General features: G+C 69.4%; 26 protein-coding genes and 1 tRNA gene. 4 read left to right on the forward strand and 23 right to left on the reverse strand.

The features are described 5' to 3' along the window. Positions 1–248: 248 nt before the first annotated feature. The 11 genes from recA to pgsA form a co-directional block, all read right to left on the reverse strand. Positions 249–1,289, reverse strand: coding sequence for a recombinase RecA (gene recA / locus IT779_RS02635; RefSeq protein WP_196147478.1), 1,041 nt, complete (start codon positions 1,287–1,289; stop codon positions 249–251). 281 nt (positions 1,290–1,570) lie between these two features. Then, positions 1,571–2,803 (reverse strand): phosphotransferase, encoded by a 1,233-nt coding sequence (locus IT779_RS02640; RefSeq protein ID WP_332838618.1) that lies wholly within the window; start codon positions 2,801–2,803, stop codon positions 1,571–1,573. Next, positions 2,800–2,994 (reverse strand): DUF3046 domain-containing protein, encoded by a 195-nt coding sequence (locus IT779_RS37400; RefSeq protein WP_196147479.1) that lies wholly within the window; start codon positions 2,992–2,994, stop codon positions 2,800–2,802. The genes IT779_RS02640 and IT779_RS37400 overlap by 4 nt, the downstream gene beginning before the upstream one ends. A gap of 199 nt (positions 2,995–3,193) precedes the next feature. Further along, positions 3,194–4,357, reverse strand: a complete 1,164-nt coding sequence (locus tag IT779_RS02650; protein WP_196147480.1) for a glycosyltransferase — start codon at positions 4,355–4,357, stop codon at positions 3,194–3,196. A 90-nt stretch (positions 4,358–4,447) separates the two neighbouring features. Further along, positions 4,448–5,158 (reverse strand): PIG-L deacetylase family protein, encoded by a 711-nt coding sequence (locus IT779_RS02655; RefSeq protein WP_196147783.1) that lies wholly within the window; start codon positions 5,156–5,158, stop codon positions 4,448–4,450. 86 nt (positions 5,159–5,244) lie between these two features. Then, positions 5,245–5,418 carry a hypothetical protein gene (locus IT779_RS02660; protein ID WP_196147481.1) on the reverse strand — a complete coding sequence of 58 codons (174 nt, stop codon included), beginning with the start codon at positions 5,416–5,418 and terminating at the stop codon, positions 5,245–5,247. Positions 5,419–6,350: 932 nt separating this feature from the next. Then, positions 6,351–7,226, reverse strand: coding sequence for a phage shock envelope stress response protein PspM (gene pspM / locus IT779_RS02665; protein ID WP_232541352.1), 876 nt, complete (start codon positions 7,224–7,226; stop codon positions 6,351–6,353). A gap of 196 nt (positions 7,227–7,422) precedes the next feature. After that, positions 7,423–8,256, reverse strand: a complete 834-nt coding sequence (gene pspA / locus IT779_RS02670) for a phage shock protein PspA (protein ID WP_196147482.1) — start codon at positions 8,254–8,256, stop codon at positions 7,423–7,425. A 299-nt stretch (positions 8,257–8,555) separates the two neighbouring features. Then, positions 8,556–8,984 (reverse strand): helix-turn-helix domain-containing protein, encoded by a 429-nt coding sequence (locus IT779_RS02675; protein ID WP_196147483.1) that lies wholly within the window; start codon positions 8,982–8,984, stop codon positions 8,556–8,558. Positions 8,985–9,102: 118 nt separating this feature from the next. Then, complete coding sequence (locus tag IT779_RS02680; RefSeq protein WP_196147484.1) at positions 9,103–9,591, reverse strand: CinA family protein; 489 nt, start codon at positions 9,589–9,591, stop codon at positions 9,103–9,105. Continuing rightward, positions 9,588–10,247 carry a CDP-diacylglycerol--glycerol-3-phosphate 3-phosphatidyltransferase gene (gene pgsA, locus IT779_RS02685; protein ID WP_196147485.1) on the reverse strand — a complete coding sequence of 220 codons (660 nt, stop codon included), beginning with the start codon at positions 10,245–10,247 and terminating at the stop codon, positions 9,588–9,590. The genes IT779_RS02680 and pgsA overlap by 4 nt, the downstream gene beginning before the upstream one ends. A gap of 149 nt (positions 10,248–10,396) precedes the next feature. Between pgsA and IT779_RS02690 the strand changes: the two genes are divergently transcribed. Beyond that, entirely contained in the window at positions 10,397–10,963 is a 567-nt protein-coding gene (locus IT779_RS02690; protein ID WP_196147486.1) for an amino-acid N-acetyltransferase, read from the forward strand. Positions 10,964–10,981: 18 nt separating this feature from the next. Beyond that, the gene (locus IT779_RS02695) at positions 10,982–11,266 is read left to right on the forward strand and encodes a YciI family protein (RefSeq protein WP_196147487.1); all 285 of its coding nucleotides are present in this window, start codon (positions 10,982–10,984) and stop codon (positions 11,264–11,266) included. Between the two features lie 70 nt (positions 11,267–11,336). On the opposite strand, the gene IT779_RS02700 is transcribed toward IT779_RS02695, so the two are convergent. Further along, complete coding sequence (locus tag IT779_RS02700; protein WP_196147488.1) at positions 11,337–12,329, reverse strand: TerC family protein; 993 nt, start codon at positions 12,327–12,329, stop codon at positions 11,337–11,339. 465 nt (positions 12,330–12,794) lie between these two features. On the opposite strand from IT779_RS02700, the gene IT779_RS02705 reads away from it, so the two are divergent. Continuing rightward, a tRNA-OTHER gene (locus tag IT779_RS02705) sits at positions 12,795–12,868 on the forward strand. 18 nt (positions 12,869–12,886) lie between these two features. Here the strand turns inward: IT779_RS02705 and IT779_RS02710 are convergent. The 4 genes from IT779_RS02710 to dapA all read right to left on the reverse strand — a co-directional run bounded on the left by IT779_RS02710 (position 12,887) and on the right by dapA (position 19,634). Continuing rightward, positions 12,887–15,541, reverse strand: coding sequence for a DNA translocase FtsK (locus IT779_RS02710; RefSeq protein ID WP_196147489.1), 2,655 nt, complete (start codon positions 15,539–15,541; stop codon positions 12,887–12,889). 160 nt (positions 15,542–15,701) lie between these two features. Further along, the gene (locus tag IT779_RS02715; protein WP_196147490.1) at positions 15,702–16,325 is read right to left on the reverse strand and encodes a TIGR03085 family metal-binding protein; all 624 of its coding nucleotides are present in this window, start codon (positions 16,323–16,325) and stop codon (positions 15,702–15,704) included. A 373-nt stretch (positions 16,326–16,698) separates the two neighbouring features. Then, a complete protein-coding gene (locus tag IT779_RS02720) occupies positions 16,699–18,729 on the reverse strand; it encodes a ribonuclease J (protein WP_232541353.1) in 2,031 nt (676 codons plus the stop codon). Then, positions 18,726–19,634, reverse strand: coding sequence for a 4-hydroxy-tetrahydrodipicolinate synthase (gene dapA / locus IT779_RS02725; protein WP_196147491.1), 909 nt, complete (start codon positions 19,632–19,634; stop codon positions 18,726–18,728). Before dapA ends, IT779_RS02720 begins: the two co-directional genes overlap by 4 nt. 148 nt (positions 19,635–19,782) lie before the next feature. On the opposite strand from dapA, the gene IT779_RS02730 reads away from it, so the two are divergent. Then, positions 19,783–20,220 (forward strand): hypothetical protein, encoded by a 438-nt coding sequence (locus tag IT779_RS02730; protein ID WP_196147492.1) that lies wholly within the window; start codon positions 19,783–19,785, stop codon positions 20,218–20,220. A gap of 29 nt (positions 20,221–20,249) precedes the next feature. Here IT779_RS02730 and IT779_RS02735 read toward each other — a convergent pair whose 3' ends face one another. The 7 genes from IT779_RS02735 to IT779_RS02765 all read right to left on the reverse strand — a co-directional run bounded on the left by IT779_RS02735 (position 20,250) and on the right by IT779_RS02765 (position 26,629). Next, positions 20,250–21,449: a winged helix-turn-helix domain-containing protein gene (locus IT779_RS02735; protein WP_196147493.1), complete on the reverse strand. Its 1,200-nt coding sequence runs from the start codon at positions 21,447–21,449 to the stop codon at positions 20,250–20,252. A gap of 295 nt (positions 21,450–21,744) precedes the next feature. Further along, positions 21,745–22,830, reverse strand: a complete 1,086-nt coding sequence (locus IT779_RS02740; RefSeq protein ID WP_232541354.1) for a hypothetical protein — start codon at positions 22,828–22,830, stop codon at positions 21,745–21,747. Next, positions 22,823–24,094 carry a sensor histidine kinase gene (locus IT779_RS02745; protein ID WP_196147494.1) on the reverse strand — a complete coding sequence of 424 codons (1,272 nt, stop codon included), beginning with the start codon at positions 24,092–24,094 and terminating at the stop codon, positions 22,823–22,825. The genes IT779_RS02740 and IT779_RS02745 overlap by 8 nt, the downstream gene beginning before the upstream one ends. After that, positions 24,091–24,786: a response regulator transcription factor gene (locus tag IT779_RS02750; protein ID WP_196147495.1), complete on the reverse strand. Its 696-nt coding sequence runs from the start codon at positions 24,784–24,786 to the stop codon at positions 24,091–24,093. Before IT779_RS02750 ends, IT779_RS02745 begins: the two co-directional genes overlap by 4 nt. Before the next feature lie 189 nt (positions 24,787–24,975). Beyond that, positions 24,976–25,665 (reverse strand): lipoyl(octanoyl) transferase LipB, encoded by a 690-nt coding sequence (gene lipB / locus IT779_RS02755; RefSeq protein ID WP_196147496.1) that lies wholly within the window; start codon positions 25,663–25,665, stop codon positions 24,976–24,978. A 59-nt stretch (positions 25,666–25,724) separates the two neighbouring features. Further along, a complete protein-coding gene (locus IT779_RS02760; protein ID WP_196147497.1) occupies positions 25,725–26,180 on the reverse strand; it encodes a flavodoxin family protein in 456 nt (151 codons plus the stop codon). Next, a complete protein-coding gene (locus IT779_RS02765; RefSeq protein WP_196147787.1) occupies positions 26,177–26,629 on the reverse strand; it encodes a hypothetical protein in 453 nt (150 codons plus the stop codon). Before IT779_RS02765 ends, IT779_RS02760 begins: the two co-directional genes overlap by 4 nt. Positions 26,630–26,712 lie beyond the last annotated feature (83 nt).

Genomic DNA, 26,712 nt, shown 5'->3' on the forward strand with positions numbered 1-26,712 from the left:
GCGCGCCCGCGGTGTGGCCCCGGCCGAGCGCGCCCGCAGCGGATCGGGCGCGCTCGACCGGGTACCGGGGAAGTCCGTATCGGCCGAACCACCTTCGACCGACCGGACCGGCCTGGTTCCCCCGCGCCGCGCGGGCGGGGCGGGGGCGGGAATATCGACGCCGAGTTCGGTCAGACGCCGCCGCATGTCCGAAACCGGGTCGGTGCCCACATCGGGGCGCGAGGACGCCGTGCTCATGCCGGGCCGACTCAGAAGTCCGCGGGAGCCTCGGCGGCGTCGGCGGTGACATCGGCGCCGATACCGAGCTTCTCCTTGATCTTCTTCTCGATCTCGTCGCGGACATCGGTGTTGTCGAGCAGGAATTTGCGGGCGTTCTCCTTGCCCTGACCGAGCTGATCGCCCTCGTAGGTGTACCAGGAGCCGGACTTGCGGATGAAGCCGTGCTCGACGCCCATATCGATGAGCGAACCCTCCTTGGAGATGCCGTGGCCGTAGAGGATGTCGAATTCGGCCTGCTTGAACGGCGGGGACACCTTGTTCTTCACGACCTTCACGCGGGTGCGGTTGCCCACCGCGTCGGTGCCGTCCTTGAGGGTTTCGATGCGGCGCACGTCCAAGCGCACCGAGGCGTAGAACTTCAGCGCCTTACCGCCGGTGGTGGTCTCCGGGGAGCCGAACATGACGCCGATCTTCTCGCGCAGCTGGTTGATGAAGATGGCGGTGGTGCCGGAGTTGTTGAGGGCGCTGGTCATCTTGCGCAGCGCCTGACTCATCAGGCGGGCCTGGAGGCCGACGTGGCTGTCGCCCATCTCGCCCTCGATCTCGGCGCGCGGCACGAGCGCGGCGACGGAGTCGATGACGATGATGTCGATGGCGCCGGAGCGCACGAGCATGTCCGCGATCTCGAGGGCCTGCTCACCGGTATCGGGCTGGGAGACGAGCAGCGCGTCGGTGTCGACGCCGAGTTTGCGCGCGTAATCGGGATCGAGGGCGTGCTCGGCGTCGATGAAGGCGGCGACACCGCCCGCGGCCTGCGCGTTGGCGACCGCGTGCAGGGCGACGGTGGTCTTACCCGAGGATTCCGGGCCGTAGATCTCCACGATGCGCCCGCGCGGCAGGCCGCCGATGCCGAGTGCGACGTCAAGGGCGATGGAACCGGTCGGGATCACCGAGATGGGCTGGCGGGCTTCCTCGCCGAGGCGCATCACGGCGCCCTTGCCGAAGCTCTTCTCGACCTGGGCCAGCGCCAGTTCGAGCGCCTTGTCACGGTCGTACGCCTGTGGTGCCATGTCCTTGATCCCCTTTTCCGCCGGGTGAAGCTCGTTCTCTGGTTGGCGCCCACGGTAGAGGGCGGCACCGACAAGTTCCGGCGCCAAGCTTAAACGAACAGGTGTTCGAGTCAAGCGACGCGCCCGGACCGAAGTCGGACATTTGCGCGTCCCGCACATTCGCCCCGGTCACGACCACCGTCCGGACCCGCGTGATTCCGTGCGATTCGACCGAGAACCCCGGCGAGAGGCGCCCCATCGGGCAGCAAGCTCAAACAGTCGGGCGCACAGAACCGGCGCACTCAGAACAGTTCGTCCAACAGTCGGTAGTAGGCCGACCGCTCGTGATCGGGGTCGATCGGGCCGTACGCCTCGAAGAAGGCCGCCACCGCCCGCTCGCCACCGCCACCGCCACCGCGCAGATCGCGTTCGGCCAGGGCCAGATCCCGGTAGCGATCGGCCACCCCGAGCCCGCCCACATCGAGCACGATGCCGCCCTCGAGCACATTCGCGGGCGTCAGGTCACCGTGGGTGACCACGAAATCGGATTCCTCCGGTCGGGTGTCGAGAAGTCGGCGCAGCATCTCCTCCGGTGCGCGCCCGGCGTTCTCCTCGTCGAAGTCGGCGGTGTCGACCAGACCTTCGAGCACCCGTCTGCGCGCCCGCGCGAGACTCGCGTCGAGACCTCCGTCGAACGGGCACCGCGCGATCGGCAGGTCGTGCAGCCGCCGGGCCGCCGCACCGAGCGCCGCGCCGACCGACACGCCGTCGTCCGCCACCGTCGCCAGACTCCGCGCGCCCGCGTCGACCAGGACAAGCACATCCCCTTCGAAGACCGCGATCTCCGGCACCCGCACACCGTGTTCGGCCAGCCAGCGCAGCCGGTCGTACTCCGCGGCGGCGCCCGGACCCCGCTTCATCCAGTAGGCGCCGCCGACCGAGACCACGCCGCCGCTCATCCCCTCGTGCCGATCCGAACAGACCGGTGCGGCGCCGAGCAGGGCCGTGACCGCGGGCGGCAGCGGGATCGGCGACTGTTCGATGGTTTCCAGTGCCGTCCGCGTCGACTCGATCAACTCGGGGTCACCCTCGGCGACCCGCAGCCGCAGCGCTTCCCCCAGCGTCTCGCGCGCCGCGTCCGGATCGCCCTGTTCGGCCAGCGCCTTGCCCAGATGCTGGACGGCGAAGGACAGCGCGTCGGGCGCGACGGCGCGCGCCGCGTCCACCGCCCGGCGATACAGCAGGGTCGCGGTGGCGAACTCGCCCCGATACTGGTAGACATCGCCGAGATTGATCCAGACCGTGAGGCGACGGCCGTCGGTGTCGGCGAGTTCCAGCGCCCGGTCCAGGTGATCAAGCGCGTCTTCGTACCGGCCGAGCAGCATGGCATCGATGCCGGTCTGGCGATGGCCGACGAAGTCCTCGGGCCGGGCGGCGGCGAACCGCGCGGCCAACACCTCGGGATCGACCGGGATCATCCACTGCCGTTCGTCGAAACGATCCGGCGGCGCGACGTCCTGCTCGGCACCCGTCACCAGCGCACCCTCGGCACGTCGAACTCGGCGCACAGCGCCCGCCACACATCCCGCGGATCGGTGCCTGCCTCGATCGCATCGGCCCCGGTACGACCCCCCAACGAGAGGATCACGTGATCGCTCAGCAGGGCGTCGCCGCGCGCCACCCCGAACTCGGTATGCAACAGTTCCTGGAACTCAGTCAACCGCACCGTATTCAAGATACTCGCGTGCACTGCCACACCCACGTGCCCTGCCACACCGACGAGCGCAGCCGCGTTCGCGTGTCCCACCGCGCCCGAGCGCCCCGCGCGCGCTGTCACGCCACGTGCACTGCCACTCGCGAGCGCTGCCGTGTACTCGCACGCTGTCATGCCTGCGAGTGCTGTGGGCGTGCGGCGCCGTCCTGCTCTATCGCGGACCGGTCATGGTGAGCGCGTCGTGGCACAGTTCCACCGGGTCGCGGACCTCCGCGGCGCTCATCGACGCCTCCTCCGCGGCCGCGGTGAAACGCGGATGGTCGAGTATCCGGCGCACCGCGTCGCGCACGGCGTCCGCCGACAGCGGTCGGACCAGCAGCGAACCGCCTTGGCGGGCGGCGCGATTGGCCAGCTCCCACTGGTCGCCGCCACCGGGAACGGTGACTACCGGCACCGCGGCCAGCAGTGATTTCGCCAGCAGGCCGTGACCGCCGCCGCCGACGGTGACGGCCGTGTGGGTGAGCAACTCGTCCTGTCGACCGAGTCCCGCGGTGGCCCACGACGGCAGCTCCAAGGGCGGGGTGTCGAGCATGGAGATCGCGACCCGCACGCCGAGCCCGTCCATGGCTTCGAGCACCGTCTCGACCATGCCCGCCACACCGGTGTGCGCGGTCGAGGGGGCGACCATGACCAGCGGTCCGTCCCCTGGCGGCGGCGCGAGAATCCGGTCCGTCGGCTCCCACAGCAGCGGACCGACCAGGTGGGCGGTGTCGGGCCAGTCCGGGCGCGGCACCTCGAGTGCGGGCAGGGTCGCGATCAGGCGCAGGATCGGGCCCGGATCGACGGCGGGCAGGCCGACGCCCTGCCTGGCCTGCTCCCGTTGCTGTTGCCCGCTGCGAATGGCGCGGGCCGTCATGGCGCGCAGCACGCTGTCGCGGATCCGGCCGCGCACCCCCTCCCCCGCGGCGAGCCCGCTCCCGATGGGCGGCAGCGCCTTCGAGGGCAGATACAGCGGATGCGGGGACAATTCGACCCACGGCACCCCGAGCCGTTCGGCCGCCATGCCGCCGCCCGCGGTGAGCACATCCGAGACCACGAGCTCCGGGAGCATGGCGCTCAGATCCGGCAGGATCTCGGTGGAGATGTAGGCGGCGCGTTCGTGGATACGGCGACCCGCGTCGGCGTCGTCGTCCTCCGCACGCGGCGCCAGGCCCTTGAGCCGCCGCACCGCGATACCGGCCTGTTTCGCGGCGTCGAACCATCGCGGTCCGGTGAACAGCACGGGTTCGTCCCCGGCGGCCGCGAATCGCTCACACAGCGCCAACGCCGGAAACGCATGGCCGGGATCGGGCCCGGCGACAACGGCTACACGCATTCGCCCACCCTGCCACACGGCACGAGCGATCCCGTGCGGCCCGTCGGGCTCGCGCCGCCGTGGTCACGACGCACCGCGCGGGGGCCGCGCTCAGCCTCCGAAGTGGTACAGCTCGAAACCGACAGCGCGTTCGGCGGGGAAACCCGGCTTGGGGCCGGTGGTCATGTCGATGATCGCGCGCACCTGCGATTCCACCGGTTCGTCGCTCAGCGCCTCGAGGTAGCGCCGGTGCTCGGCGAGGGACGCGACGGCCGCTTCGACCGTGTCGGCCACATCCACCGCGTGGGTGGCGGCGGGGCCCGCGACCGCGGCGTAGCGCGCCGACCACGGTTCCAGTTCGGCCAGTTCGGGAAAGATCCACTCGTTGCCCGCGTCGGAGACGGCGTCGAGGCCCGCACGCCCGACCGCGCGGTGGTCGGCGCTGTTGACGAAGCCGGGCGCCCAGGTGTCGCCGAAGTTGAACAGCAGCACCATTTCCGGGCGATGGCGGCGGATCGCGGCCGCGAGATCGCGGCGCAGGTCCAGATCCTCGCGCACCCGCCCGTCGGGATGGCCGAGGAATTCCACCTCGGTCACGCCGACCACGGCGGCCGAGGCGATCTCCTCGGCCTCCCGCAGCGGACCCGCCTGCGCGGGCGGCATGCCCGCGATCCCGGCCTCACCGCTGGTGACCAGGACGTAGCGGATGTCCTTGCCCATGCGCGTCCAGCGCGCGACCGCGGCGGCCGCACCGTATTCGATGTCGTCGGGGTGCGCGACGATGACAAGGCCGCGCTGCCAATCCTCGGGTAACTGCTCCACGACGCTCATTCAAGCAGGTCGGGCGGACCGGACGGGCCATCTCCCGCAGCGCGCCGACATCCGTTGGCGCCCGGCGGAATTCGACGTCACAGCTTGCCGACACTGGAGTTGTTCGACCCCGAGACCGCCTTGTAGAGCAGATACAGGCCGAAGATGACGGCGCTGATCATCAGGATCGGGAACAACCCTTTGATGAGCGCGCCGACGACGGCGAGCACGATCCACACCAGTACGACGACACCGATGATCTTCCACAGCATGTGATCCTCCTGAAGTCCGCGGCGAATCGCCCTCCGGCGACCCGACCTCTCCCATGCTGACAGTGCCGTCCCCGGAAATCAGCAGCTCAGCCGCGATATCCGGGTACAAATCAGGGTTGTCCCCGACCCGTGGCCGACACCGCGCGACGGTCAAAGGCCCTTGACCGACCCCCACGGGCGGTTACCGAACGGTAGCGGTACGTTCACCAGCGATATGCCGACCCCTTCGAGACCTTGTCGGACACCGAATTCGATCAATTCTCGGAAACCAGTGCTCCAAAACCGTTGGAACTGCCAGGATGTTGATCGGCGGTCATGGTCTTCGTCCGTCGAGTCGTTGATTCAGCACTGTTTCGACTACTTCAGGAATCCTTGTGAGAGATCCGCAGCACACCGCGGCACGGTGTGCGGGGCGATACCGCGAGACCCGGTCGACACGAAATCCGACCGGTCCGCGCGCGGCGATTCTCCCCCGCACGACCCCGCCGCTGCACTACGCACACCTATTACCCTGCGCCGGTGGCAGTACCGGCGGCCCCGCGTGATCGTTCGACACACCGCCACCGGCGCGCCGTGACCGACACACCACGCCTTGCCCGACCCGAGTGAGCGCTCGCCGACGGCACTTACGCGACATCCGCACGCTGCCATCGCTTTCCGCGATGCGGATTCGCCCCCTCCCATTCCGGAGCACCGCTTACGACGCGTCGGAGATACGCGGACCGGTATCAACGACGGGCGGCAATTACGTCTCTATCGCCGCTCTGCCTGAAATTTGCTCAGGCGTCACCCATTGTTCGAGCACAGCGTTATCGAGTGCTACTACGAGCACTTTCCAAGGCGCTGGGATACCAAGCGCACAGGCTTTCGAGCGATCGCCGAGTGCCGCCGCGAAATTTCGCCACGCCCCGAACCGGCACGCGCGCAGCGACTCAGTTCGAGAAGCCGGGCGGCTCGACGGTGCTGATGACGGGCCGATCGGCGATCTCGGCGAGGGCTTGAGCCCACCCGTCGAGACGATCGGCGGCATGGCGTAGATCGGCGACGATCCCCTCGAACCGATACGCGACCACGGTCTGCTCGGGAACCGCGAGAATATTGCTCGCCGCGGTGACCAATTGCTCGTATTCCCCGATGCCCGCGTGCAAACGGTCCATAGCGAAACGCATATTGCCCGCGATGGCCTCGGCCGCGGGAGAATTACCCTGGCCGACAACACTTGTCGCGCGTTCCATCTGGACCACGTCGGCGGCCAGCGCGTGCAGCGCCGCCGCACCGGAATTCGCGGTCTCGATCATTTCGGCGAGTTCGTCACGCGGGAGCCGGTTCGAGGCGCCGAGATGGGTGACCAGACCGTGCAACACCCGTTCCGCGCGCACCAGACGGGCGACGGGGGCGCGGGCGATCGACCGCATCGGCGGCTGTCGCCGCGGCACGAAAGCGGCCTGCGGCAACGGTTTACCGCGCAGGCGCAGATAGCGTCTCGCGCTGAGCGCGGTGCCGGTGACCAGCGCGACCGCGCCGCCGCCGAGTATCACCACCGCCCAGGCGGGCGCCGAGATCACCACGAGCCCAACGGCTCCGGCGGTGGTCAGCCCGGAGACGGTGCCGAGCTGGAAACTGCGGCGGCGCGCCCGGCGGCGCCTGCGCAGTTCACGTTCGCGCGGATCGGCCCAGCGCCGTACCGCGCCGAGCGCGTGTTCGCCGACATCGCGCAAGGTCTCCATACCGCCGCTCGGAATGCCACCGCTCGCGCCGAGCGGATCCGGATACGGCACGGGAGTCCCCGGTGTTGTTCGCCGACTCATCCGCACACCCCGCTCAAACCCGCCGAACGCGCACCGCTCGGAATTCGCTCGATCATGACCGCACCTCACTCGGTTCCATCATGACCGATTTTTCGCGACACGGCCGCGAGCGCGGCGAGACCGGACGGACGGCGCGCCGGTGCGCGCGTATACGCACCGCACCCTGTTCACCGAACCGTCCTCCATCTCCGGGCCGCTACTGCTGAGCGGCCTGCCCCTTGTTCATCTGCGGCTGCGCCGGATTGGCTTGCGGCTGCGTGGGATTGATCGCCGACTGCCCCGCCGCACCGCCCGCGGGCAGCGCGTCGCCGCGCATGGAGGCGCGGATCTGCTCCAGTTTGCTGTGGCCCGCCATCTGGATGCTGGCCTGCTGGACCTCCATCATCCGGCCCTGCACCGAGTTCTGCGCCAATTCGGCGGCGCCGAGCGCGTTGGCGTAGCGACGCTCGATCTTCTCGCGCACCGCGTCCAGGCTCGGGGTGGTGCCCGGCGCGGACAGGGTGGAGTCCATCTGCTGCAAGGAGGCCGAGACCTGCTCCTGCATCTTGGCCTGCTCGAGCTGGCTGAGCAGCTTGGTGCGCTCGGCGACCTTCTGCTGCAGCAGCATGGCGTTCTGTTCGACCGCCTTCTTGGCCTGCGCGGCGGCCTGCAGCGACTGGTCGTGCAGCACCTTCAGGTCCTCGACCGACTGCTCGGCCGTCACCAGCTGCGCCGCGAACGCCTCGGCCGCGTTGGTGTACTGGATCGCCTTCTCGGTGTCGCCCGCCGCCGCGGCCTGATCGGCCAGCAGCACCGCCTGACGCGCGTTGGCGTTGAGTTTCTCGACCTCGTCGAGCTGTCGATTCAGCTTCATCTCCAGCTGGCGCTGGTTGCCGATGACCGACGCGGCCTGCTGCGACAGGGCCTGATGCTGGCGCTGGGCTTCCTCGATAGCCTGCTGAATCTGAACCTTCGGATCCGCGTGCTCCTCGATCTTGGAATCGAAGAGGGCCATCATGTACTTCCAGGCCTTGACGAACGGATTAGCCATCGATTGATCCCGCCTCCATCTGATGCACCGCTTCGCGCGGCTCCGGTGCGCGACCGTCACGCGCCGGCTGTGTGCCTATCCTCCACCATGCGGCGCCCGGACCGGACGATCCCGGTCCGCGCGACCCCTACTAGAGAATCTATCCGCTTTTCGCATCGGACCGCAGCGTTGCCCGCGGCAGGCGGAGCGTCAGCAGCCTCGAACAGGCCGAGAGCACCGGTGCCCCCGATCGGGACAAGAGCTTCAGCACCCCTCGAGCAGGACGACAGCATCGGTGACCCTCGCGCAGGACAAGAGCGTCAGTTGCTCTTGACCAGCACCAGCATGTCCGACTTCGGCGCGGGGATGACGATCCTGGTCATACTCGCGCTCGCGTGCGCCGGATCGGGTTCGGCAGGTGGTTCGGCCGCCGGTTCGGCCGCAGGCCCCGCCGCGGATTCCGCGGGCACGGTCTCCCGCTCGGGCACGTCGACCTGTTCGCTCACCGGTGGTGCGTCGGCGCCGGCCATGAGCGTGCTCACATCCCACAGCACGCGCGACAACGGCACGTCGAGCGCGGCGCAGATGGCGGCGAGCAGTTCGCTCGACGCCTCCTTGCGGCCACGTTCCACCTCCGACAGGTAGCCGAGGCTCACCCGCGCCGACGTGGAGACCTCGCGCAGGGTCCGATGCTGGGCCAGACGCGCCCGCCGCAGACTGTCCCCGATCGCCTCTCGCAGCAGCGTCATGTTCTTCTCCTTCGCTCAGCGTCGACCGGGTAGACGCGCGGCGACCGAACGCCGAGCGTGCACCGTTGTTTCATGGCACAACGACGGCGGATGGCCGGTTGGTTCCCGTCCGGAACCATCAGCCCTGGACGCACCGCAGCAGTTCCCGCACCGCGATCGTGGTCGCGGTGAGTCTGATGGTCCACCTGTCCCCCGACAGGCGCAACCGCATCACCTCGGTATGCCGCGGCCCGGACAGCCCGAGGAAGACGGTGCCGACCGGGTGCCCGTCCTGCGTATCGGGCCCGGCGACGCCGGTCACGCCGATCCCCCAGTCGCTCCCGCACCGGCTGCGTGCGCCGACCGCGAGCGCTTCGGCGGTGCCCGCAGCGACCGGTCCTCGGGTGCGCAGCAGTTCCGCGCTCACGCCCGCGAGGTCGTGCTTCAGATCGGTGGCGTAGACGACGAGCCCGCCGCGCAGCACGGCGCTGGCGCCCGGCACCCCGGCGATCGTGGCCGACACCAGACCCGCGGTGAGCGATTCGGCGGTCGACACCGTCTGTCCCTCGGCCGCGAGCGCGGCCACCAGTTCGGCGGCGGGCGCCGCCTCGACCAGCGGATCGGTCATCGCCCGCGCGCCCGTGACCCGCCCGCGAACCACACCCTGGCCGCCTGCCCGACGTAGTCGAGTCCGGTGACCACGGTGAGCAGCACCGCCACGTACATGAGCACCATGCCCGCGGTGGCGGCGGCACCGGTGAGTGGGAGCAGCAGGACCGCGATCGCCACCGATTGCACCAGGGTCTTCAGTTTCCCGCCGCGACCGGCCGGGATGACGCCGCGCCTGACCACGGCCAGCCGCAGCAGGGTGATGGCGATCTCGCGTCCGCAGATCACCAGCGTGATCCACCACGCGAGGTCGCCGAGTACCGAGAGACCGATCAGCGCCGACCCGATCAGCGCCTTGTCGGCGATGGGGTCGGCGAGTTTGCCGAAGTCGGTGACCAGACCGTATTTGCGGGCGAGTTGCCCGTCGAATCGATCGGTGATGGCGGCGAGGCCGAACAGGGCCGCGGCGGTGATCCGCCAACTCGTCTCGTGGCCGTCGCCCGCGAACAGCGCGGCCACGAACAGCGGAACGATCGCGATCCGCGCCATGGTGAGCACGTTCGCGATGTTCATCAGCGGCACGGCCGCGGGCTCGGCCTGTCCGGCGGGCGGCGCCGGACGTAGCGGCGCGGGCTCGGAGAAGTGCGTGCCGATCTCGTCGGGTTGCACGCTCATGCCCCCGCCTCGCTCGCGCCGGGTCGCGAGCGGTTCGCGCCCGCCGCCGACGCCCGGTCGTGGCGCCCGGCGCGATGCGGTGAGCGGAACGACAGGAAGTGCGACACACGATCAGACTATCGGTAACTCGGCCGACTACTGTGCACCCCATGACCTCTCGGGGACCACAAGGTGGTTCGACCAGCGACGCCATGCCCGGCGCGGCTCCCGCCGCGCGGTCTCTCGACCCGGTGGTCCGACGCGCGCGAACCTCCGACATCCCCGATATCAAGCGCCTCGTCGACGTCTACGCGGGCCGGATCCTGCTGGAGAAGAACCTGGTCACCCTGTACGAGGCGGTCCAGGAGTTCTGGGTGGCCGAGCTGGGCGGCGCGGTCGTCGGCTGCGGCGCGCTGCACGTGCTGTGGGCGGATCTTGGCGAGGTCCGCACCGTCGCGGTGCATCCGGACGTGAAGGGGCACGGCGTCGGCAGGCTGATCGTGGAGCGGCTCGTCGCGGTGGCACGGGAGCTGGAACTGCGCAGGGTGTTCGTGCTCACCTTCGAGGTCGAGTTCTTCGGCAGGCACGGTTTCACCGAGATCGACGGCACCCCGGTCACCGCCGAGGTATACGCGGAGATGTGCCGGTCCTACGACACCGGTGTCGCCGAATTCCTCGACCTCAGCTATGTGAAGCCGAACACCCTCGGCAATACTCGAATGTTGCTGAATCTCTGAGACAGGAAACCGTCAACCGTGCCGATCTTCGCCGTCCACTACACCTACTCCGAGGCCACCGCCGCCGACCGCGACACCCACCGACCGGATCACCGCACCTGGCTCGACGCCCTGGTCGACGCGGGTTCGCTGCTCACCAGCGGTCCCTATCCCGACGGTTCGGGCGCACTGCTGATCTTCCGGTACGACGACGAGGGGTCGCTGCGGGAGCTGTTGACCAAGGATCCGTTCGCCGTGCAGCGATTGATCGACGCGGTCCGGGTGGTCGAATGGCTGCCGGTCATGGGCGTGCTGGCCGACTGAGTTCGCCGCGAGACGCCGACGGCCCCCGATCGCGATGATCGGGGGCCGTCGGTCTGTTCGCGGGCTCAGGTCAGCCCGCGGGCGGCGACTTCACCGTGCCTCGCGTCTTGATCAGGCTGGCGACGGTCGCGACCACGAGTATGCCGAGAATCACACCGAGCGACAGCGGTGTGGAGATCTCGGGCACGCTCACGTGCTCGCCGCCGTTGACGAACGGCAGCGTGTTCTCGTGCAGCGCGTGCAGCACGAGTTTGACGCCGATGAACGCCAGGATCGCGGACAGGCCGTAGGACAGGTAGATCAGCCGGTCGAGCAGGCCGCCGATGAGGAAGTACAGCTGCCGCAACCCCATGAGCGCGAACGCGTTGGCGGTGAACACCAGGTAGGGCTGTTCGGTGAGGCCGTAGATGGCCGGGATCGAATCCAGCGCGAACAGCAGGTCCGCGAAACCGATGGCGAGCAGCGCCAGCAGCAGCGGGGTGAGCACGCGGCGGCCGTCGACGCGGGTCACCAATTTGTCGCCGTCGTACTCGTCGGTGGTCGGCAGCACGCGTTTGGCCAGCGCGACGATCTTGCTGTCGCGTTTCTGTTCGGCCTCCACCTCGTGCCCGCTCTCGCTGAGCAGCTTGACGGCGGTGTAGATCAGGAACAGGCCGAACAGGTAGAACACCCAGCTGAAGGCGCTGATTGCGGCCGCGCCGACGGCGATGAACGCACCGCGCATGACCAGCGCGAGCACGATGCCGATGAGCAGCACCTTCTGCTGGTAGATGCGCGGCACCGCGAAGGTGGACATGATGATGAGGAAGACGAACAGGTTGTCCACCGAGAGCGCCTTCTCGGTGACGAAGCCCGCGTAGTACTCCCCGGCGTAGGTTCCGCCCCATTTCCAGGCGACGAATCCGCCGAAGAGCAGGGCGATGCCGATGTAGACCGCCGACCAGAATCCCGATTCCCGGAAGGTCGGCTCGTGCGGGGTGCGCACGTGGGCGTAGAAGTCGAAGACGAACAGGCCGAGGATCACCGCCACGGTGATCACCCAGATCAGTGCGGTTACCTGCATGCGGTGGTCCGATCGAAGCTCATGACAGCCATCATGCCCGATTTGTCCGTTCCTGTACCGTTGCGGATCAGTTGCTGTCGATGATTCCACAGGTCGAGGAGCACTCACCCCGTGCGGTGCGTGCCCCAGCGCGTACCCGACCACAACCCCCGACCGGCAACACGAGGAGACACTGGGCGAGAATGGGTTCCACGTACCGAATCCAAATGTTAGTTTCGGGGACGACGAAATCGACCGCCGCTGTGAGGCGGATACCGAAAGGGTGTGGCGATGGCCGGGAATGCCGAACGGGAGCGACAGCTGTCGCACCGCGGCGCCCGGCGCGGCCGCCTCGCACTATCGACCGAGGTGTCACTTCGCCCCGCGCGTTCGCGGAGCGGCCCCTGATATCTCGATGTCACCAGCACCGAGACAGGGGTCACTCCACGCCGGGAGTGACCCTTTCCCATATGTGACGCAGGACAATCCCTCGTGGCCCAATTGGCAGAGGCGCCGGCCCTAGGAACCGGTAGTTGCGAGTTCGAATCTCGCCGAGGGAACACCGCGGACGACCCGGCTCACGCGTCGTCCGACTCGCCCTCCGTCGCGTCGCCGCCACCGCGGATACTCCACAGCAGCTCGTCCAACTCGTCCGGTTTGATCAATACGTCACGCGCCTTCGAACCCTCGCTCGGGCCGACGACCCCCCTGGTCTCCATGAGATCCATCAACCGGCCCGCCTTCGCGAAACCCACCCGCAGCTTGCGCTGCAACATCGAAGTGGAACCGAACTGCGAGGTGACGACCAACTCCACCGCCTGGAGGAAGACATCGAGATCCTCCCCGATATCGGGGTCGACATCCTTCTTCTCGGCCGCCTTCGCCGCGGTGACGCCGTCGCGGTATTCGGGTTCGGCCTGGTTCTTGGTGAACTCGACGACCCCGTGGATCTCCTCGTCGCTGATGAACGCGCCCTGCAGACGCGTCGGCTTGCCCGCGCCCATCGGCAGGAACAGCGCGTCGCCCATGCCGATCAACTTCTCCGCACCCGGCTGGTCGAGGATGACGCGGGAGTCGGTGAGCGAGGAGGTGGCGAAGGCCAGGCGCGACGGCACATTCGTCTTGATCAGACCGGTCACCACGTCCACGGACGGACGCTGGGTGGCCAGCACCAGATGGATACCCGCGGCGCGGGCCTTCTGGGTGATGCGGACGATCGCCTCCTCGACATCGCGCGGCGCGGTCATCATCAGGTCGGCGAGCTCGTCGACGATGGCGAGGATGTACGGATAGGGCCGGTACACCCGTTCGCTGCCCAGCGGTGCGGTGATCGCGCCCGACTTCACGCGCTTGTTGAAGTCGTCGATGTGGCGAACCTTGTTGGCCTGCATGTCCTGATAGCGCTGCTCCATCTCCTCCACCAGCCAGGCCAGCGCCGATGCCGCCTTCTTCGGCTGGGTGATGATGGGCGTGATCAGGTGCGGAATGCCCTCGTACGGTGTGAGTTCCACCATCTTCGGGTCGATCAGGATCATCCTGACCTCCTCCGGGGTGGCGCGTTGCAGCAGCGAGACCAGCATCGAATTGACGAAACTGGACTTACCGGAACCGGTGGAACCCGCAACGAGCAGATGCGGCATCTTGGCGAGATTGGCGGAGACGAACTCGCCCTCGATGTTCTTGCCGAGGCCGATCACCAGCGGATGGTGGTCGTTGCGCGTGGACGGCGCCTTGAGCACGTCGGCCAGGCGCACCAGTTCGCGATCGGAATTGGGCACCTCGATACCAACGGCCGACTTGCCAGGAATCGGGGCGAGCAGCCGGACGTTCTCGGTGGCGACCGCGTAGGCGATATTGCGGGCGAGCGCGGTGATCTTCTCGACCTTCACGCCGGGGCCGAGTTCCACCTCGTAGCGGGTCACCGTCGGCCCGCGCACGAATCCGGTGACCGCGGCGTCGATCTTGAACTGCACCAGCACCTCGGTGATCGCCTCGATCATCGATTCGTTGGCGGCGCTGCGTTTCTTGGGCGGATCGCCCTCGGTCAGCAAGGTCAGCGGCGGCAGCGTGTAGTCGCCCTCGATCACCCGGTCGGCGACGAATTCCGGTTCCTTCGGCGGCGGCGGGGTCTGATCGGTGACCTTCGGGGCCGGGCGTTTGCGCGGTGCGGGAGCCGGGGCGGGTGCAGGCACGCCGTCGAGCTCGGCGCCGAATTCGGCCGCGGTGGCGATGGTCTTGGCATCGCGCAGCGGCGGTTCGCCCAGCGCCTCGGTGACGGCGTTCGGGTCGCCGAATTCGTCGGGCGGATAGTTCTCGGCCGGTGTGCGACCGCGCCTGCGGGCGCGGGTGCGGCCTGCGGGCAAGCTGCCCGCTTCGTAGTCGGTGGGTTGGAAGGTCTGCTGTTCGCCGTCGAACGGGTGGTATTCGTCGCCGCCCGCGGCGGTTCCGAAGTATTCGCGCAGCCTGCGCGGCACCTCGCGGATGGTGGTCCCGGTCAGCAGCAGCACGCCGAACACGATGGCGAGCAACAGGATCGGCACCGCGAGCCAGACGGTGAATCCGTCGGCGAGCGGCCCGCCGACCACGAATCCGACGAAACCGGCCGCGCGCGAACGCCCGTGCGCGTCACCGGGCGCGCCCGCGGCCAGATGCCAGATGCCGAGCATCGGCAAACCGACCAGCAGTCCGCCGAGTACCAGCCGGGGCCGGACCTCGGGACGCGGTTCGGTGCGCATGAGCACGACGGCGATGCCCGTCGCCACGAACGGCAAGGCGGCCGAGGCGGATCCGGAGACCGCGCGAATGGCCTCGTCGACCCAGTGCCCGATCGGCCCGCCCGCCGACAGCCAGACCGCCGCCGCGATCACCGCGCTGAGCGCGAGCAACGCGAGCGCGATGCCGTCGCGGCGGTGGCCGTGTTCGATATCGCCCGCCCGGCTCAGCGTGCGGGTTGCGGCGCCGACGCCCCGCGCCAGCATGGTCCAGCCCGCGCTCACGGTGCGGGTGAACACGGCCAGCGGGGCGGTGTTCGACGCGGCGCGCGCCGGGCGGCGCGCGGGCGCGGGACGCCGGGGCTGCGCCGTTTTCGGGGGCTGTGCGGTCTTCGGGGTCGCGCCGCGCGCGGCTCCCCCGGCGCGCGGGGTGGCCGAGCGAGACCGGGCCGCGGTGGTCCTCCCCCGAGTCGATCCCGCCCGCGCACTGTTCGTCGTGGTGCTGCGGGGCTTACCTGCCATGGACTCAGGCTAGCCGCAAACGCACCGTCAGGACCATCCGCAACACAGGTCTCACCCGCCTCGCGACCGGCCAGCAGCGCGGATTCGCAGGTCGGCGCACCGCACCCGACCCGGCCGCCCGCACGCGGCGCACGGCACGCCGGGCGGATCGGCGTCGGGCTCAGACCGAACGATCGAGTTCGAGCACCGTGCGGACGGCGTCGGCGTCGCCGCGGGTCTCGATCCTGACCTCGTCGCGGCCGAACGCGTGCAAGGTGAGTTCGGAGGGCTTGCCGATCAACGTGACCTCGGGACCCGGCCCGCTCTTCACCACCGCGCGCTGACCGTCGGGGGTCTCCAACGCGACGGCGACCGCGGCCTTGCGATAGGACATGCGCCCCATGCGCCGCAGCGTCGACCACAGCTTGGCCTCGTCCTCGGCGGACAGTTCACGCGGCTCCCAATCGGGAGCGGCGCGACGCACGTCCTCGTGGTGGATGAACATCTCGGTCATATTGGCCACGGCGTCGAACGGTTTGAGCGGCGACCACAGCGGCGGGCCGGTGCGCACCAGATCGAGCAGTTCGGGGAAGGGTTTGGCCGCGGTCCGGTTCTGCACCCGCTCCAGATGCCCGGCCAACGCCTTGATCATGATGCCGCCCGACGCGTCGGGGCGACGCTCACGAACGATCAAGTGGGCGGCCAGATCTCGCACCGTCCACCGACCGCAGAGCGTGGGCGCGTCGGGCCCCGCCGCGGCCATCGCGCCGACCAGTTCCTGACGTTCGCGCTGTGCCATACTCACCAGCCGAACATATCCGATGCACCACACCTCGCGGCAGACCAAATGCATCGTGCACGATGTGATCGGCACCACAGCCGCACCGAGCACCGGGCGACTCCGCGAGACCTTCCGCGCGGAGACCGCCGCCCGAGAACGGCTCCTGATCGCCGCCCGGGAGCATTCGAGGCATCGCCTGGCCCGCCCTCGGCCCCGCCGGCCGAGATGCGCCACCCATTCATCCGCGGGAAAGCCTGCGACACGGGCGTGACCATCGGGGATGTCGCCGGTGTGCAACGAAGCCGCAGTCCCGCGACCGTGCGATCCACTCGCCCTGAGAACTCGGCCGATCCGAGACGACCTCGCGGCGATACTTCGCCGCGAGGTCGCGGTCGGATCAGACTCCGATGACGGTGGGCACGATCATCGGGCGACGCCGGTAGGTGTCGGCGACCCAGCGACCCACCACCCGACGCACGCCCTGGGCGATGCGGTGGGTCTCGGTGACGCCTTCGCTGGCGAGCCGCAGCAGTTCCGCCTCGACCAGTTCGGCGGCCGCGGTGAGCGCGCTCGGGTCGTCGGAGAAGCCGCGGCCGCTGACCTCGGGCGTGCTGACCGCCTTGCCGGTGGTCTCATCGATGGCGACGGTGATCGAGATGAAACCGCCCTCGCCGAGCACGAGCCGATCCGACAGCGTCGACTCGCCGACATCACCGACCGAAAGGCCGTCGACGTAGACGTGGCCGACCGGCACCCGACCGACGATACCCGCGATCCCGTCGACCAGGTCGACCACGACACCGTCCTCGGCCAGCACCACCCGCTCCTCGGGCACGCCGGTCGCGACGGCCAGCGCGGCATTGGCGCGCAGATGCCGCCACTCGCCGTGCACCGGCATGGCGTTGGTCGGGCGCACCGCGTTGTAGAGGTAGAGCAATTCCCCCGCCGAGGCGTGCCCGGACACGTGCACCTTGGCGTTCTGCTGGGTGATGACCGTCGCGCCCAGCCGAGCCAGCCCGTTGACCACGGCGAACACCGAGTTCTCGTTGCCGGGGATGAGCGAGGAGGCCAGCACCACGAGATCGTCGGGGCGGATGTGGATCTGCCGGTGGTCGCCGCGCGCCATCCGCGACAGCGCCGAGAGCGGTTCGCCCTGCGATCCGGTGGAGATCAGCACCAGCCGATCGCCGGGCAGGGTAGCCGCGACGTCGATGTCGACCACGACGCCGTCGGGCACCGTCAGATAGCCCAGATCCTGCGCGATCTGCATGTTGCGGACCATGGATCGGCCGATGAAACACACTCGGCGGCCGTACTTCTGGGCCACGTCGACCACCTGCTGGATGCGGTGCACGTGGCTGGCGAAGGAGGCGACGATGACCCGGTGGCGGGCCTTGCCGATGACCGTGTCCAGCACGCCGCCGATCTCGCGTTCCGGGGTGACGAATCCGGGGACCTCGGCATTGGTGGAGTCGACCAGGAACAGGTCGACGCCCTCGTCGCCGAGCCGGGAGAAACCGGCCAGGTCGGTGAGCCTGCCGTCCAGCGGCAGCTGGTCCAGTTTGATGTCGCCGGTGTGCAGCACGACGCCCGCGGGCGTGCGGATGGCGACCGCGATGGCGTCCGGAATCGAGTGGTTGACCGCGAAGTACTCGCATTCGAACGGACCGTGGATCGTGGTCTCGCCCTCAACCACCTCGGTGAGCCGAGGATGCAGCCGGTGCTCCCGGCATTTCGCGGCGACCAGCGCGAGGGTGAACTTGGCGCCGATGACGGGGATGTCGGAACGGCCGCGCAGCAGGAAGGGCACCGCGCCGATGTGATCCTCGTGACCGTGGGTGAGCACGATGGCGACGATGTCGTCGAGCCGGTCCTCGATGGGCCGGAAATCGGGCAGGATGAGGTCGACGCCGGGCTGCTGATCCTCAGGGAACAGCACGCCGCAGTCCACGATCAGCAGTTTGCCGCCGTATTCGAAGACCGTCATATTGCGGCCGATCTCACCGATGCCGCCCAGCGCGAACACGCGCAAACCGTTGGCGGGCAACGGGGGCGGCGCGCCGAGCCGGTCCTGCGCGGCCACGACGGGTTCGGGGGCCTGGGTCTCGGTGCGCCGCGCGCCGTTCTGGCGGGCGCCGCGACCGGTGCGACGCGGCTGCTCGGCGGCACGCGCGGCCTTCTTCGGCCGCTCCGACGCGGTGGTCTCGCGTGTGGCGGTGTCGGGCGAAGCGGATTCGGGCGCGCCCCGGCCGGGCACAGTGGTCGCACGCGCGGTGGTCTCGGGCGCGGAAGCCGGTGCGGCGGAAGCAGATTCGGCAGCACGCGCCCGCACGGCGGCGGCGCGCTCGGCGGCGGGCGGAGCGGGCGCGGGCGCGCCGGCGGCCCGGCTCGCGCCACGACGAGGACGACGCGATAGCGGTTCGCTCATGCGAGCACCCCCGCGACCCGCAGGTCGGCGGCGAGCAGCTCGAGCTGCTCGGCGCTCGGCATCAACTGCGGCAGCCGCGGTTCGCCCACGTTCATGCCGAGCAGCCGCAGGCCGCCCTTGCTCATGGCGACGCCGCCGAGACCCGCCATCGCCGCGTTGAGCGGAATCAGGCTCGCGTTTACCTGTCTGGCGCGCACCACATCACCCGCCTGGTACGCGTCGACGAGCTCGCGCAGGCGCTCGGGCGCCAGATGTCCGATGACGCTGATGAATCCGACCGCCCCGACCGAAAGCCAGGGCAGATTCAGGCAGTCGTCACCGGAGTAGAAGGCGAGTCCGGTGCTCGCGATCAGGTCGGCGCCCGCGTTCAGGTCGCCCTTGGCGTCCTTCACCGCGACGATGCGCGGGTGTTCGGCCAGCACCCGAATGGTGTCGGGCGCGATCGGCACCACCGATCTCGGCGGAATGTCGTAGAGCGTGACCGGCAGATCGGTGGCGTCGGCGACGGCGGTGAAATGCGCGATCAGACCGGCCTGGGTCGGCCGCGAGTAGTACGGCGTCACCACGAGCAGGCCGTGCGCGCCCGCCCGCTGGGCATTGCGCGCGAGTTCGATGGAATGGGCGGTGTCGTAGGTGCCCGCGCCCGCGATCACGGTGGCGCGCTCGCCGACGGCGTCCACGACGGCGCGCAGCAGATCGGCCTTCTCCGATTCGGTGGTGGTCGGCGACTCGCCGGTGGTGCCGGAGATCGCGAGCAGATCGACGCCGCGATCGACAAGGCGGGCCGCCAAAGCGACCCCGGCATCGACATCGAGCTTGCCGTCGGGGCCGAAGGGGGTCACCATCGCGACACCTACCGTGCCGGATGCGCGCAGCTCCGTTGGCGTCGATTCACCGTTCGTCATGGTCAGCAAGGTTACCCGTTCGAGGGGGCGGCCTCGACATCCACGACTGGCGAATGGGTGACATGCCATATGATCACCCCCTTCTCGCCGTCGACATGACGCCGTATCGCTCGTTGCGCGATGTCAGAAGTGACGCCACACTGGTGTCATGGATCTGAGCAAATACACCGAACGCATCCGCGAAGACCTCGTCGCGGCCGCCGCCCTCGGCGACGAGAAGACACAGGCCACCGCCGCCGCCCTTGCCACCGCCACGGAGAGCTCAACCCGGCTCGCACTGCTCGCCGCACTGTCGGAACTGGCGGCCGAGGTCAGCGCGGCCCTCGGCGACCGCACCGTGCACGTTTCACTGGACGGCGCCGACGCGAGCGTCGACGTGCGCAAGAGCGGCGCCGCCGAGGAACACCCCACGTTCGAGGAGATGACCGGCGATATCAGCCGGGTCACCCTGCGGCTGGTCGAGCAGATGAAGGCCAAGGCCGAGGAGGCCGCCTCACAGAACGGGGTCTCGCTCAACGCGTGGCTGTCCAACGCCGTCTCCGGTGCGCTCAAAGATCAGATGCGCGGACCGAAACGCGATATCTGACGCCACGCGCACCTCACATCACGCGCATCTCACATCAACGGCGCGAGATTGCCGCGCGCGCCGATGACCACATCGTCCAATTCCAGCCAGTCGGCCATCTCACGAAGCGAAACCCGCAGCGCCGCAGCAGTTTCCGGGGTGTCGCGGCCGGGTTCGGCGAAGACGCCGGGAACCAGCAGTCGTCCGGCGGGCCGTTCCGCGCGCAGGTCGACCCGACCGACGAGTTCGCCGTCGAGCAAGAAGGCGAACACGTAGTAGCCGTGCACCCGCTCGGCCTCGGGCGTGTAGATCTCGATGCGATAGTGGAAATCGAAGACACGTTCGAGCCGCGGCCTGCAGAAGATCACCGGATCGAACGGGCACAGCAGGGCGGCCCCGGTGACGCGGCGCGGCGTGGCGGCCTCGGCGTGCAGGTACGCCGGCCGGTCCCAGCCCTGCACCTCGACCTCTTCGAGTTCCCCCGCGTCCACCAGCTCGGCGATGGCCGGGGCCGTCTGAGCGCGGTGCAGGCGGTAATAGTCGCGCAGATCCGGTTCGGTGCCGATGCCGTGGGCGGACGCCGCACGCCGGACCAGTTCGCGCACCGCGTCGGCCTCCGGCACCTCGCGGGTGAGTATCTCCGGCGGAACGACCCGCTCGGTGAGGTCGTAATGACGGGCGAACGCGACCCGGCGCGGCACCGACAGCTCCCCCGCCGCGAACAGTTGCTCGCAGATGACCTTGGTGTCGCTCAGATTCCACCAGGAACCCTTCGGCCGCGGTTTGTCCAGTTCCAGATGCCGTTCGACCTCGCCCGCGGTGGCGGGCCCCACTTCGGCGATCACGTCGAGGATGTCCTTGCCCAAGGTGGGGTTGCGCTCCATCACCCGCCGCACGCCCGCCCAGCGGCCGTTGCGGTAGCGCCGCATCCGCCAGCGCATCAGCGGCCAGTCCGACACCGGCAGCAGCGCGGCCTCGTGCGCCCAGTACTCCACCAGCGCGCGCGGGCGGCGGGCGGTGTCGCTCCATGCGGCTTCGTCGAGCAGGGTGCGATCGTAGGGGCCGATCCGGCTGAAGACCGGCGCGTAGTGGGCGCGTACCACCGCCGACACCGAATCCAGTTGCAGCAGGCGAGTTCTGGCGACGGTGTCGAGGATCGTGCGCCTCGTGACCGCGGCCGGACGCCGCCTGCCGAACCCCTGCGCCGCCAACGCCGTCCTGCGCGCCTCCGCAGCACTCATCTTCCGCATAGCCGAAGGATGCCACGGGGGTACGACAGTGTTTATTGGCGTCGCCTTCGGCGCCGCGGGTTCGCGGCCCCTCAGTCTCGCGTCCCAGCGTTCGATACTTGCTCCTGCGTCGCATCGTCTCGAACGCTGGGACGCGAGACGGCCGCGAACCGTCGCTCGTCGGGCTCGCTCCCGAGTGGGCTGGGGTGGGGCTTGGAAGGAGACACTCTTCGAGTTACCGGGGTTGGTTTGGGGGGTGAGGTGGGGGTGAATCTTCGCTTGTCGGGCTTGCTCCGTTGGGGCTGGGGGATCGTGCTCAGGTGGTGACCGAAACCGCTCCGGTGACGTCGATCTCGGTTCTGCGGTCCTGGTCGGCGGCGTGGGCCAGGACCGTCGCGAGTATGCGTCTGCCCTCGGGCAGCACCCGGATGGTTACGGCGCCGGCATTCGCGGCGTCGAGTTCGCGGGTGGCTGCCTCGACCACTCGGTCGCGTACCCAGCGCGGTACCGCGGCGAATCCGCCGTCGTCGAGCAGCACCACCTCGACGCCGCGCGAGCGCGCGCCGCGGGCGGCGCTGCTCAACTCCTCGCTCACCAATTGCGGCGCGCGTAACCCGTCGCGCAGTTCCGCCTCGAGCAGTCGGCACTCCTCGCGCTCGACGGCGGTCAGCTCCGTCCCCTCGGCGATCCGTTCCAGAATCGGTCTGGCCACCCGGTCCAGGCGGGCGAGTTGCCGGACGCGTTCGGTGTTCTCGGCGGCCATCGTCGCCTCGGCCGCCGCGCGCAGGGTGGCCTCCTCCCGCAGCAGTCGCAGCGACCGCTGCGTCGGCCGCATGATCGCCACGCAGACCGAAACACCTGCCACCGTCGCCACCGGCACGATCGACCCGGCGATGACACCGCCGCGCAGTCCCGCCACGAAACCGAGGACCGTGATCACCACCGCGATACCCGCCACCCCGAGCCAGGCCACCACGAGCCTGCCGCGCAACACGAGCACCGCGAGGACATAGGACGAGGCGAAGGCCGTCCACACCGGACGTGTCCAGTCCTGTTCGACATCGAGGGTGGTGAGGATCGTCGACACCGGTCCCGCGACCGCCACCGCGATCGTCGCGGGCCACGGCAACGGGTCGACCGGCACCGCGACCACGAGCACACCGGCCGTGACGAGCAGCACCAGAGCGGCCGCCGCCGCGGGCAGAGGGGCGGTGTCGAAGTTGCGGGCCATGAAGAGCCCGATCGTCACTTCGAGGATCACGAGGAACAGCCACGCCGCCCGGCCGCGCAGGCCGAGCAGATCGCCGAGGCCGAATTCGGCGGAGCGCTCGACCTGCGTGTCACGCACGTCGGTCGCGTGGTCGGCATCCGGAGTCGCGGTCCCGCGCGGGGTCTCATCCATTGCTGCCCCACACCAATGTCACCGTCGTGCCCTCCCCCGGCTCGGACTCCACGAACGCCGCACCACCCGCCAACTGCCGCATACGGCCGAGGATGCTCACCGAGATGCCGAGCCGGTCGGCGGGCACTTCCCGCAGGTCGAAACCCGCGCCGTCGTCGCGGAAGATCACCCGGATTCCGCCCGCGCTGACCGTCACCGTGACGCCGCGCCGCACCGTGCGCCCGGGCATCGTGGCGTGCCGCAAGCTGTTGCGAACCGCCTCGGTGAGCGCCGCCGCCACACTGCTCGCCGCCCGCACCGGCATCCGCAGATCGTCGTGGCCCGCCCAGCGCCGCGCCGTGAAATCGACCGCGGGGTTGACCTCGTGCACCGCGGCCCGCAGGAAACCGATCGCGGACTGGGCGTTGAGCCGGTCGGGTCCGCCGTGGCCGCCGCGCGCCTCGTCGAGTTGGGCGAGCGTGCGTTCGGCCTGCCTGCGCAACACCGGTGACTCCGTGCCCCCGCGCGAGGCGTCGAGCAGTGTGGACAGCACCGCGTCGTGGATGAGCGCGGCGAAACGTGCCCTTTCGCGATCCCTGGCCGTGGCCCCCGCCACACCGGCGGCGCGACTACTCGCGATCGCCGACTCGCGGTCCACGCGCGCGGCGGCGGCGCGCGCGTACACCGCGCACCACAGGAACAACGCCGACAGACCCGCGCCGCGCGCGAAATCGCCCGCGAGCGACCAGGCGTCGCCGCCGGCGAGCACCCCGCGGTTGGCCAACGCCGCCAAGGCTGCGGCGAGCGCCAGATAGGCGATCGCGAGCGGCGGACGCCAAGCCAGCGCGGCCGCGAGAACACCGAGCGAGAAAACCCGGTACAGCCACAGCGAGGTGGTCTGCTCGGTCATCTCCCCGTAGGCGAGCGGCGCCAAAGCCGTCGCGGCCACGTAACTCGTCGCCGCCACCCCCGCCACCACCTGGATGACCCGCCTGCTCATGCCGACGGACACCGCCGCCATCACCGCGAACGGCCCGAACGCGAGTATCGCGAGCGTCACACTCCACGTCGCGGGCGCGAACCGGCTCTGATCGAGCATCTCGGGAATCTCGACCACCCCGGCGATCACCCCGGCCAACCCGAAGGTCAGGCCGAGCCTGCGCAGGATGCGGTCGGCGGCGGGTTCGTTCCTGAACCGTTCGGACATCCCGCGGCGACGCGGGCGTGCGGATTCGCGCGCGGCGGCGCGCTCGTCGGGGGCGTCCAGCGTGCTGGACACCGTCATCCGCGCCCGCGCCGCTCGGGGACCGGCAACCATCCGTCTTCGACCGCCCGCTTGTACAGGTCGGTCTTGGTCGGCGCGGGACGGCCCGCGTCGGCGTACTTCTGGCGGATGCGGCCCAGATAGTCGTTGACGGTCTGCTCCGACAGCCCGGTCAGCCGCGCCACTCGCGAAGCCTTCTCCCCCGACGCGTACAGGGTCAGCACTTCCTCCTGCCGTGGGCTCAAACCCACATCCGACAGTCGCGGGTCGCCGTCGATGGCCGCCGCCCAGTCCGTGGTAACGACCTGCTCGCCGGACGCGGCCCGACGCACCGCGGCGACCACGGTCGGCACGTCCTCGGATTTGCGCACCACCCCGAGCACACCGGCCTTGGCCGCCGAGCGCACCAGGAAGGCATTGTCCGCCCCGGTGAACACCAGCACCTCGATACCGCGTTCGCGCAGCGCGCACACATTGTCCTGCGGCGTCGACCCGTCGGCCAGGCGCAGATCGAGCACAACCAGATCCAGTTCCGCGGTGAGCGACGCGCGGTCGGCGGCGGCGAGCAGTTCGGGCACGGTCCCCGCGGTCAGCGCCAGATCCAGATCCGGTTGCGGCGCCAACATGGCGGCGAGCCCGATCGCCACGGATTCGTGATCCTCGACCAACCCGATCCGACGCGGCGCGCTCTCGCCCCCGACACCCCAACTCACCCGACCACTCCCATTCCGACCGACTGCGAACCCACGTCCCCACCTGTGGACGTCACCTCGAAGTATGACAATCCGCACCACCTCGCGGAGAGACACCAGAAATCGGGGGTACGCGACACGTCGTCGGCATCCGGCGGGTGTTCGGTCCACGAGTCGGCTGCGGTTCGACACCCGACGACCGAACCGGGACTACGGGACGCGAGCCGGGACCGGCCCACTGAGAACGTTCGCTTCGAAGGCCGCGGACACCGTCGCCGCGACCTCGTGCACGGTGGGCATGCGGTCGCCCAACTCCCGCTCGACCGAGGTCATGTCCACATCCGCGAGACCACAGGGTACGGCCGTTCGCCACGGTCCCAAATCCCCGGTGACATTGAGCGCGAAACCGTGCGTGGAGACCCCGCGCCCCACCCGCATACCGATCGAGGTGATCTTGCGACCGGTCGCGCGCGTCCACACCCCCGTCAACAGCTCGGAACCGGGCGGCGTTTCCCGCCGTTCGGCGGCGATACCGAGCGCCTCCAGCGCCGCGACCATCCGATACTCGACCTCACGGATGTAGTCGACCACACCTTCGTTTCGACGCAGCCCGACCACGAGATAGCCCACCAACTGCCCCGGACCGTGATACGTCAGCTGCCCGCCGCGATCGGTCTCCACCACCGGTATCCCGCTCTCGGGCCCCGGCAGATGCGCCCGCGGGGTACGGCGGCCGATGGTGAAGACCGGCTCGTGCCCGAGCAGCCACAACGTGTCCGGCCGCCGCCCCTCGACACGTTCCCGCCACAGTTCCCCCATCCGATCCATGGCGACCGAATACTCGACGAGACGGTCGGTGTCATCGATCAGGGCCAAAGTGCGAGCGTCCACAGCCTTCATACGTACCAAACCGCGCTCAGCCCGGCAATATTCGCCGTACCGGGGCTGAGACCGTCCGGCTACGCCATCAGCTGAGCGGCGACCGTCGCACCGAGTTCCCAGCATGCTTCGAGATCATCCTTGGACGGCTTGCCCGATACGACCACGTACTCGGATGCTTTGACCCACCCCAATCCGGTCGTGATGGAGGTGACGCCGCGCTCCGCACCCTCGGTGCCCTCGTTGCCGTGCAGGTAGAGACCGAACGGTCGGCCGCGCGTCGAGTCGAGGCAGGGGTAGTAGACGACATCGAATGCGTGTTTGAGGGCGCCGCTCATGTATCCGAGGTTCGCCGGGGTGCCGAGGAGATAGCCGTCGGCGTGCAGGACGTCGGACGCGGTGACGGCGAGTGCGGCTCGGCGTACCACTTCGACGCCATCGATCTCGGGGTCGGTCGCGCCGGAGACCACCGCTTCGAACATCGCCTGGGTGTGCGGGGAAGGCGTGTGGTGGATGATCAGGAGCCTGGCCGTCACCGGGTGGCCTCGCGTTCGTGTTTCTCGAGGGCGACCGCGCGACGCATGGTTTCGCGGGCGCGGCGGCGGTCGCCCGCGTAGTCGTAGGCGCGGGCCAGGCGGTAGCTGGTGCGCCAGTTGTCCGGGTCGGCTTCCCATTCCGCGCCAACGCGGGCGAAGAGTGCGTCCGCGGCGGCGCGTTCGATGCGGCCCGATGGGCGACGTGGCAGGTCGGAGATGTCGAGTTCGAGTTCTTCCTCGTGGATGCGGCGAGCCAGGCGTTGGTGGTCGAGGACGGCGCGGACGCTGGCCCACACCATCCATACGCCGAGCAGGGGCAGGATCAGCACGCCGATGCCGATGGCGACCGCTGCCGCCTCGCCGGAACCGATGAGGCTCAGCGCGATTCGGCCGAGAAGGAAGAAGTAGAAGCACAGAGCCAGAATCAGCGCGCCGATGAGCGCGATCACGCCGCGCGAGCCCGCGCCGCTCGACTCGGAACCACCCGCGGCGGGGGCGTCGCCTTGTCCCTCGCCGCCTTGTCCCTCGTCGC

This window comes from Nocardia bovistercoris (assembly GCF_015674855.1).
Classification (GTDB): Bacteria; Actinomycetota; Actinomycetes; order Mycobacteriales; family Mycobacteriaceae; genus Nocardia; species Nocardia bovistercoris.

Bases quoted from the DNA above. Each gene is read 5' to 3' on its own strand.
- recA (WP_196147478.1), bottom strand. From the start codon at position 1,289: ATGGCACCACAGGCGTACGACCGTGACAAGGCGCTCGAACTGGCGCTG.
- IT779_RS02650 (WP_196147480.1), bottom strand. From the start codon at position 4,357: ATGCGTGTAGCCGTTGTCGCCGGGCCCGATCCCGGCCATGCGTTTCCG.
- IT779_RS02660 (WP_196147481.1), bottom strand. From the start codon at position 5,418: ATGCTGTGGAAGATCATCGGTGTCGTCGTACTGGTGTGGATCGTGCTC.
- pspM (WP_232541352.1), bottom strand. From the start codon at position 7,226: ATGAGTCGGCGAACAACACCGGGGACTCCCGTGCCGTATCCGGATCCG.
- pspA (WP_196147482.1), bottom strand. From the start codon at position 8,256: ATGGCTAATCCGTTCGTCAAGGCCTGGAAGTACATGATGGCCCTCTTC.
- IT779_RS02675 (WP_196147483.1), bottom strand. From the start codon at position 8,984: ATGACGCTGCTGCGAGAGGCGATCGGGGACAGTCTGCGGCGGGCGCGT.
- IT779_RS02680 (WP_196147484.1), bottom strand. From the start codon at position 9,591: ATGACCGATCCGCTGGTCGAGGCGGCGCCCGCCGCCGAACTGGTGGCC.
- pgsA (WP_196147485.1), bottom strand. From the start codon at position 10,247: ATGAGCGTGCAACCCGACGAGATCGGCACGCACTTCTCCGAGCCCGCG.
- IT779_RS02690 (WP_196147486.1), top strand. From the start codon at position 10,397: ATGACCTCTCGGGGACCACAAGGTGGTTCGACCAGCGACGCCATGCCC.
- IT779_RS02700 (WP_196147488.1), bottom strand. From the start codon at position 12,329: ATGCAGGTAACCGCACTGATCTGGGTGATCACCGTGGCGGTGATCCTC.
- IT779_RS02710 (WP_196147489.1), bottom strand. From the start codon at position 15,541: ATGGCAGGTAAGCCCCGCAGCACCACGACGAACAGTGCGCGGGCGGGA.
- IT779_RS02720 (WP_232541353.1), bottom strand. From the start codon at position 18,729: ATGAGCGAACCGCTATCGCGTCGTCCTCGTCGTGGCGCGAGCCGGGCC.
- dapA (WP_196147491.1), bottom strand. From the start codon at position 19,634: ATGACGAACGGTGAATCGACGCCAACGGAGCTGCGCGCATCCGGCACG.
- IT779_RS02730 (WP_196147492.1), top strand. From the start codon at position 19,783: ATGGATCTGAGCAAATACACCGAACGCATCCGCGAAGACCTCGTCGCG.
- IT779_RS02735 (WP_196147493.1), bottom strand. From the start codon at position 21,449: ATGCGGAAGATGAGTGCTGCGGAGGCGCGCAGGACGGCGTTGGCGGCG.
- IT779_RS02740 (WP_232541354.1), bottom strand. From the start codon at position 22,830: ATGGATGAGACCCCGCGCGGGACCGCGACTCCGGATGCCGACCACGCG.
- IT779_RS02745 (WP_196147494.1), bottom strand. From the start codon at position 24,094: ATGACGGTGTCCAGCACGCTGGACGCCCCCGACGAGCGCGCCGCCGCG.
- lipB (WP_196147496.1), bottom strand. From the start codon at position 25,665: ATGAAGGCTGTGGACGCTCGCACTTTGGCCCTGATCGATGACACCGAC.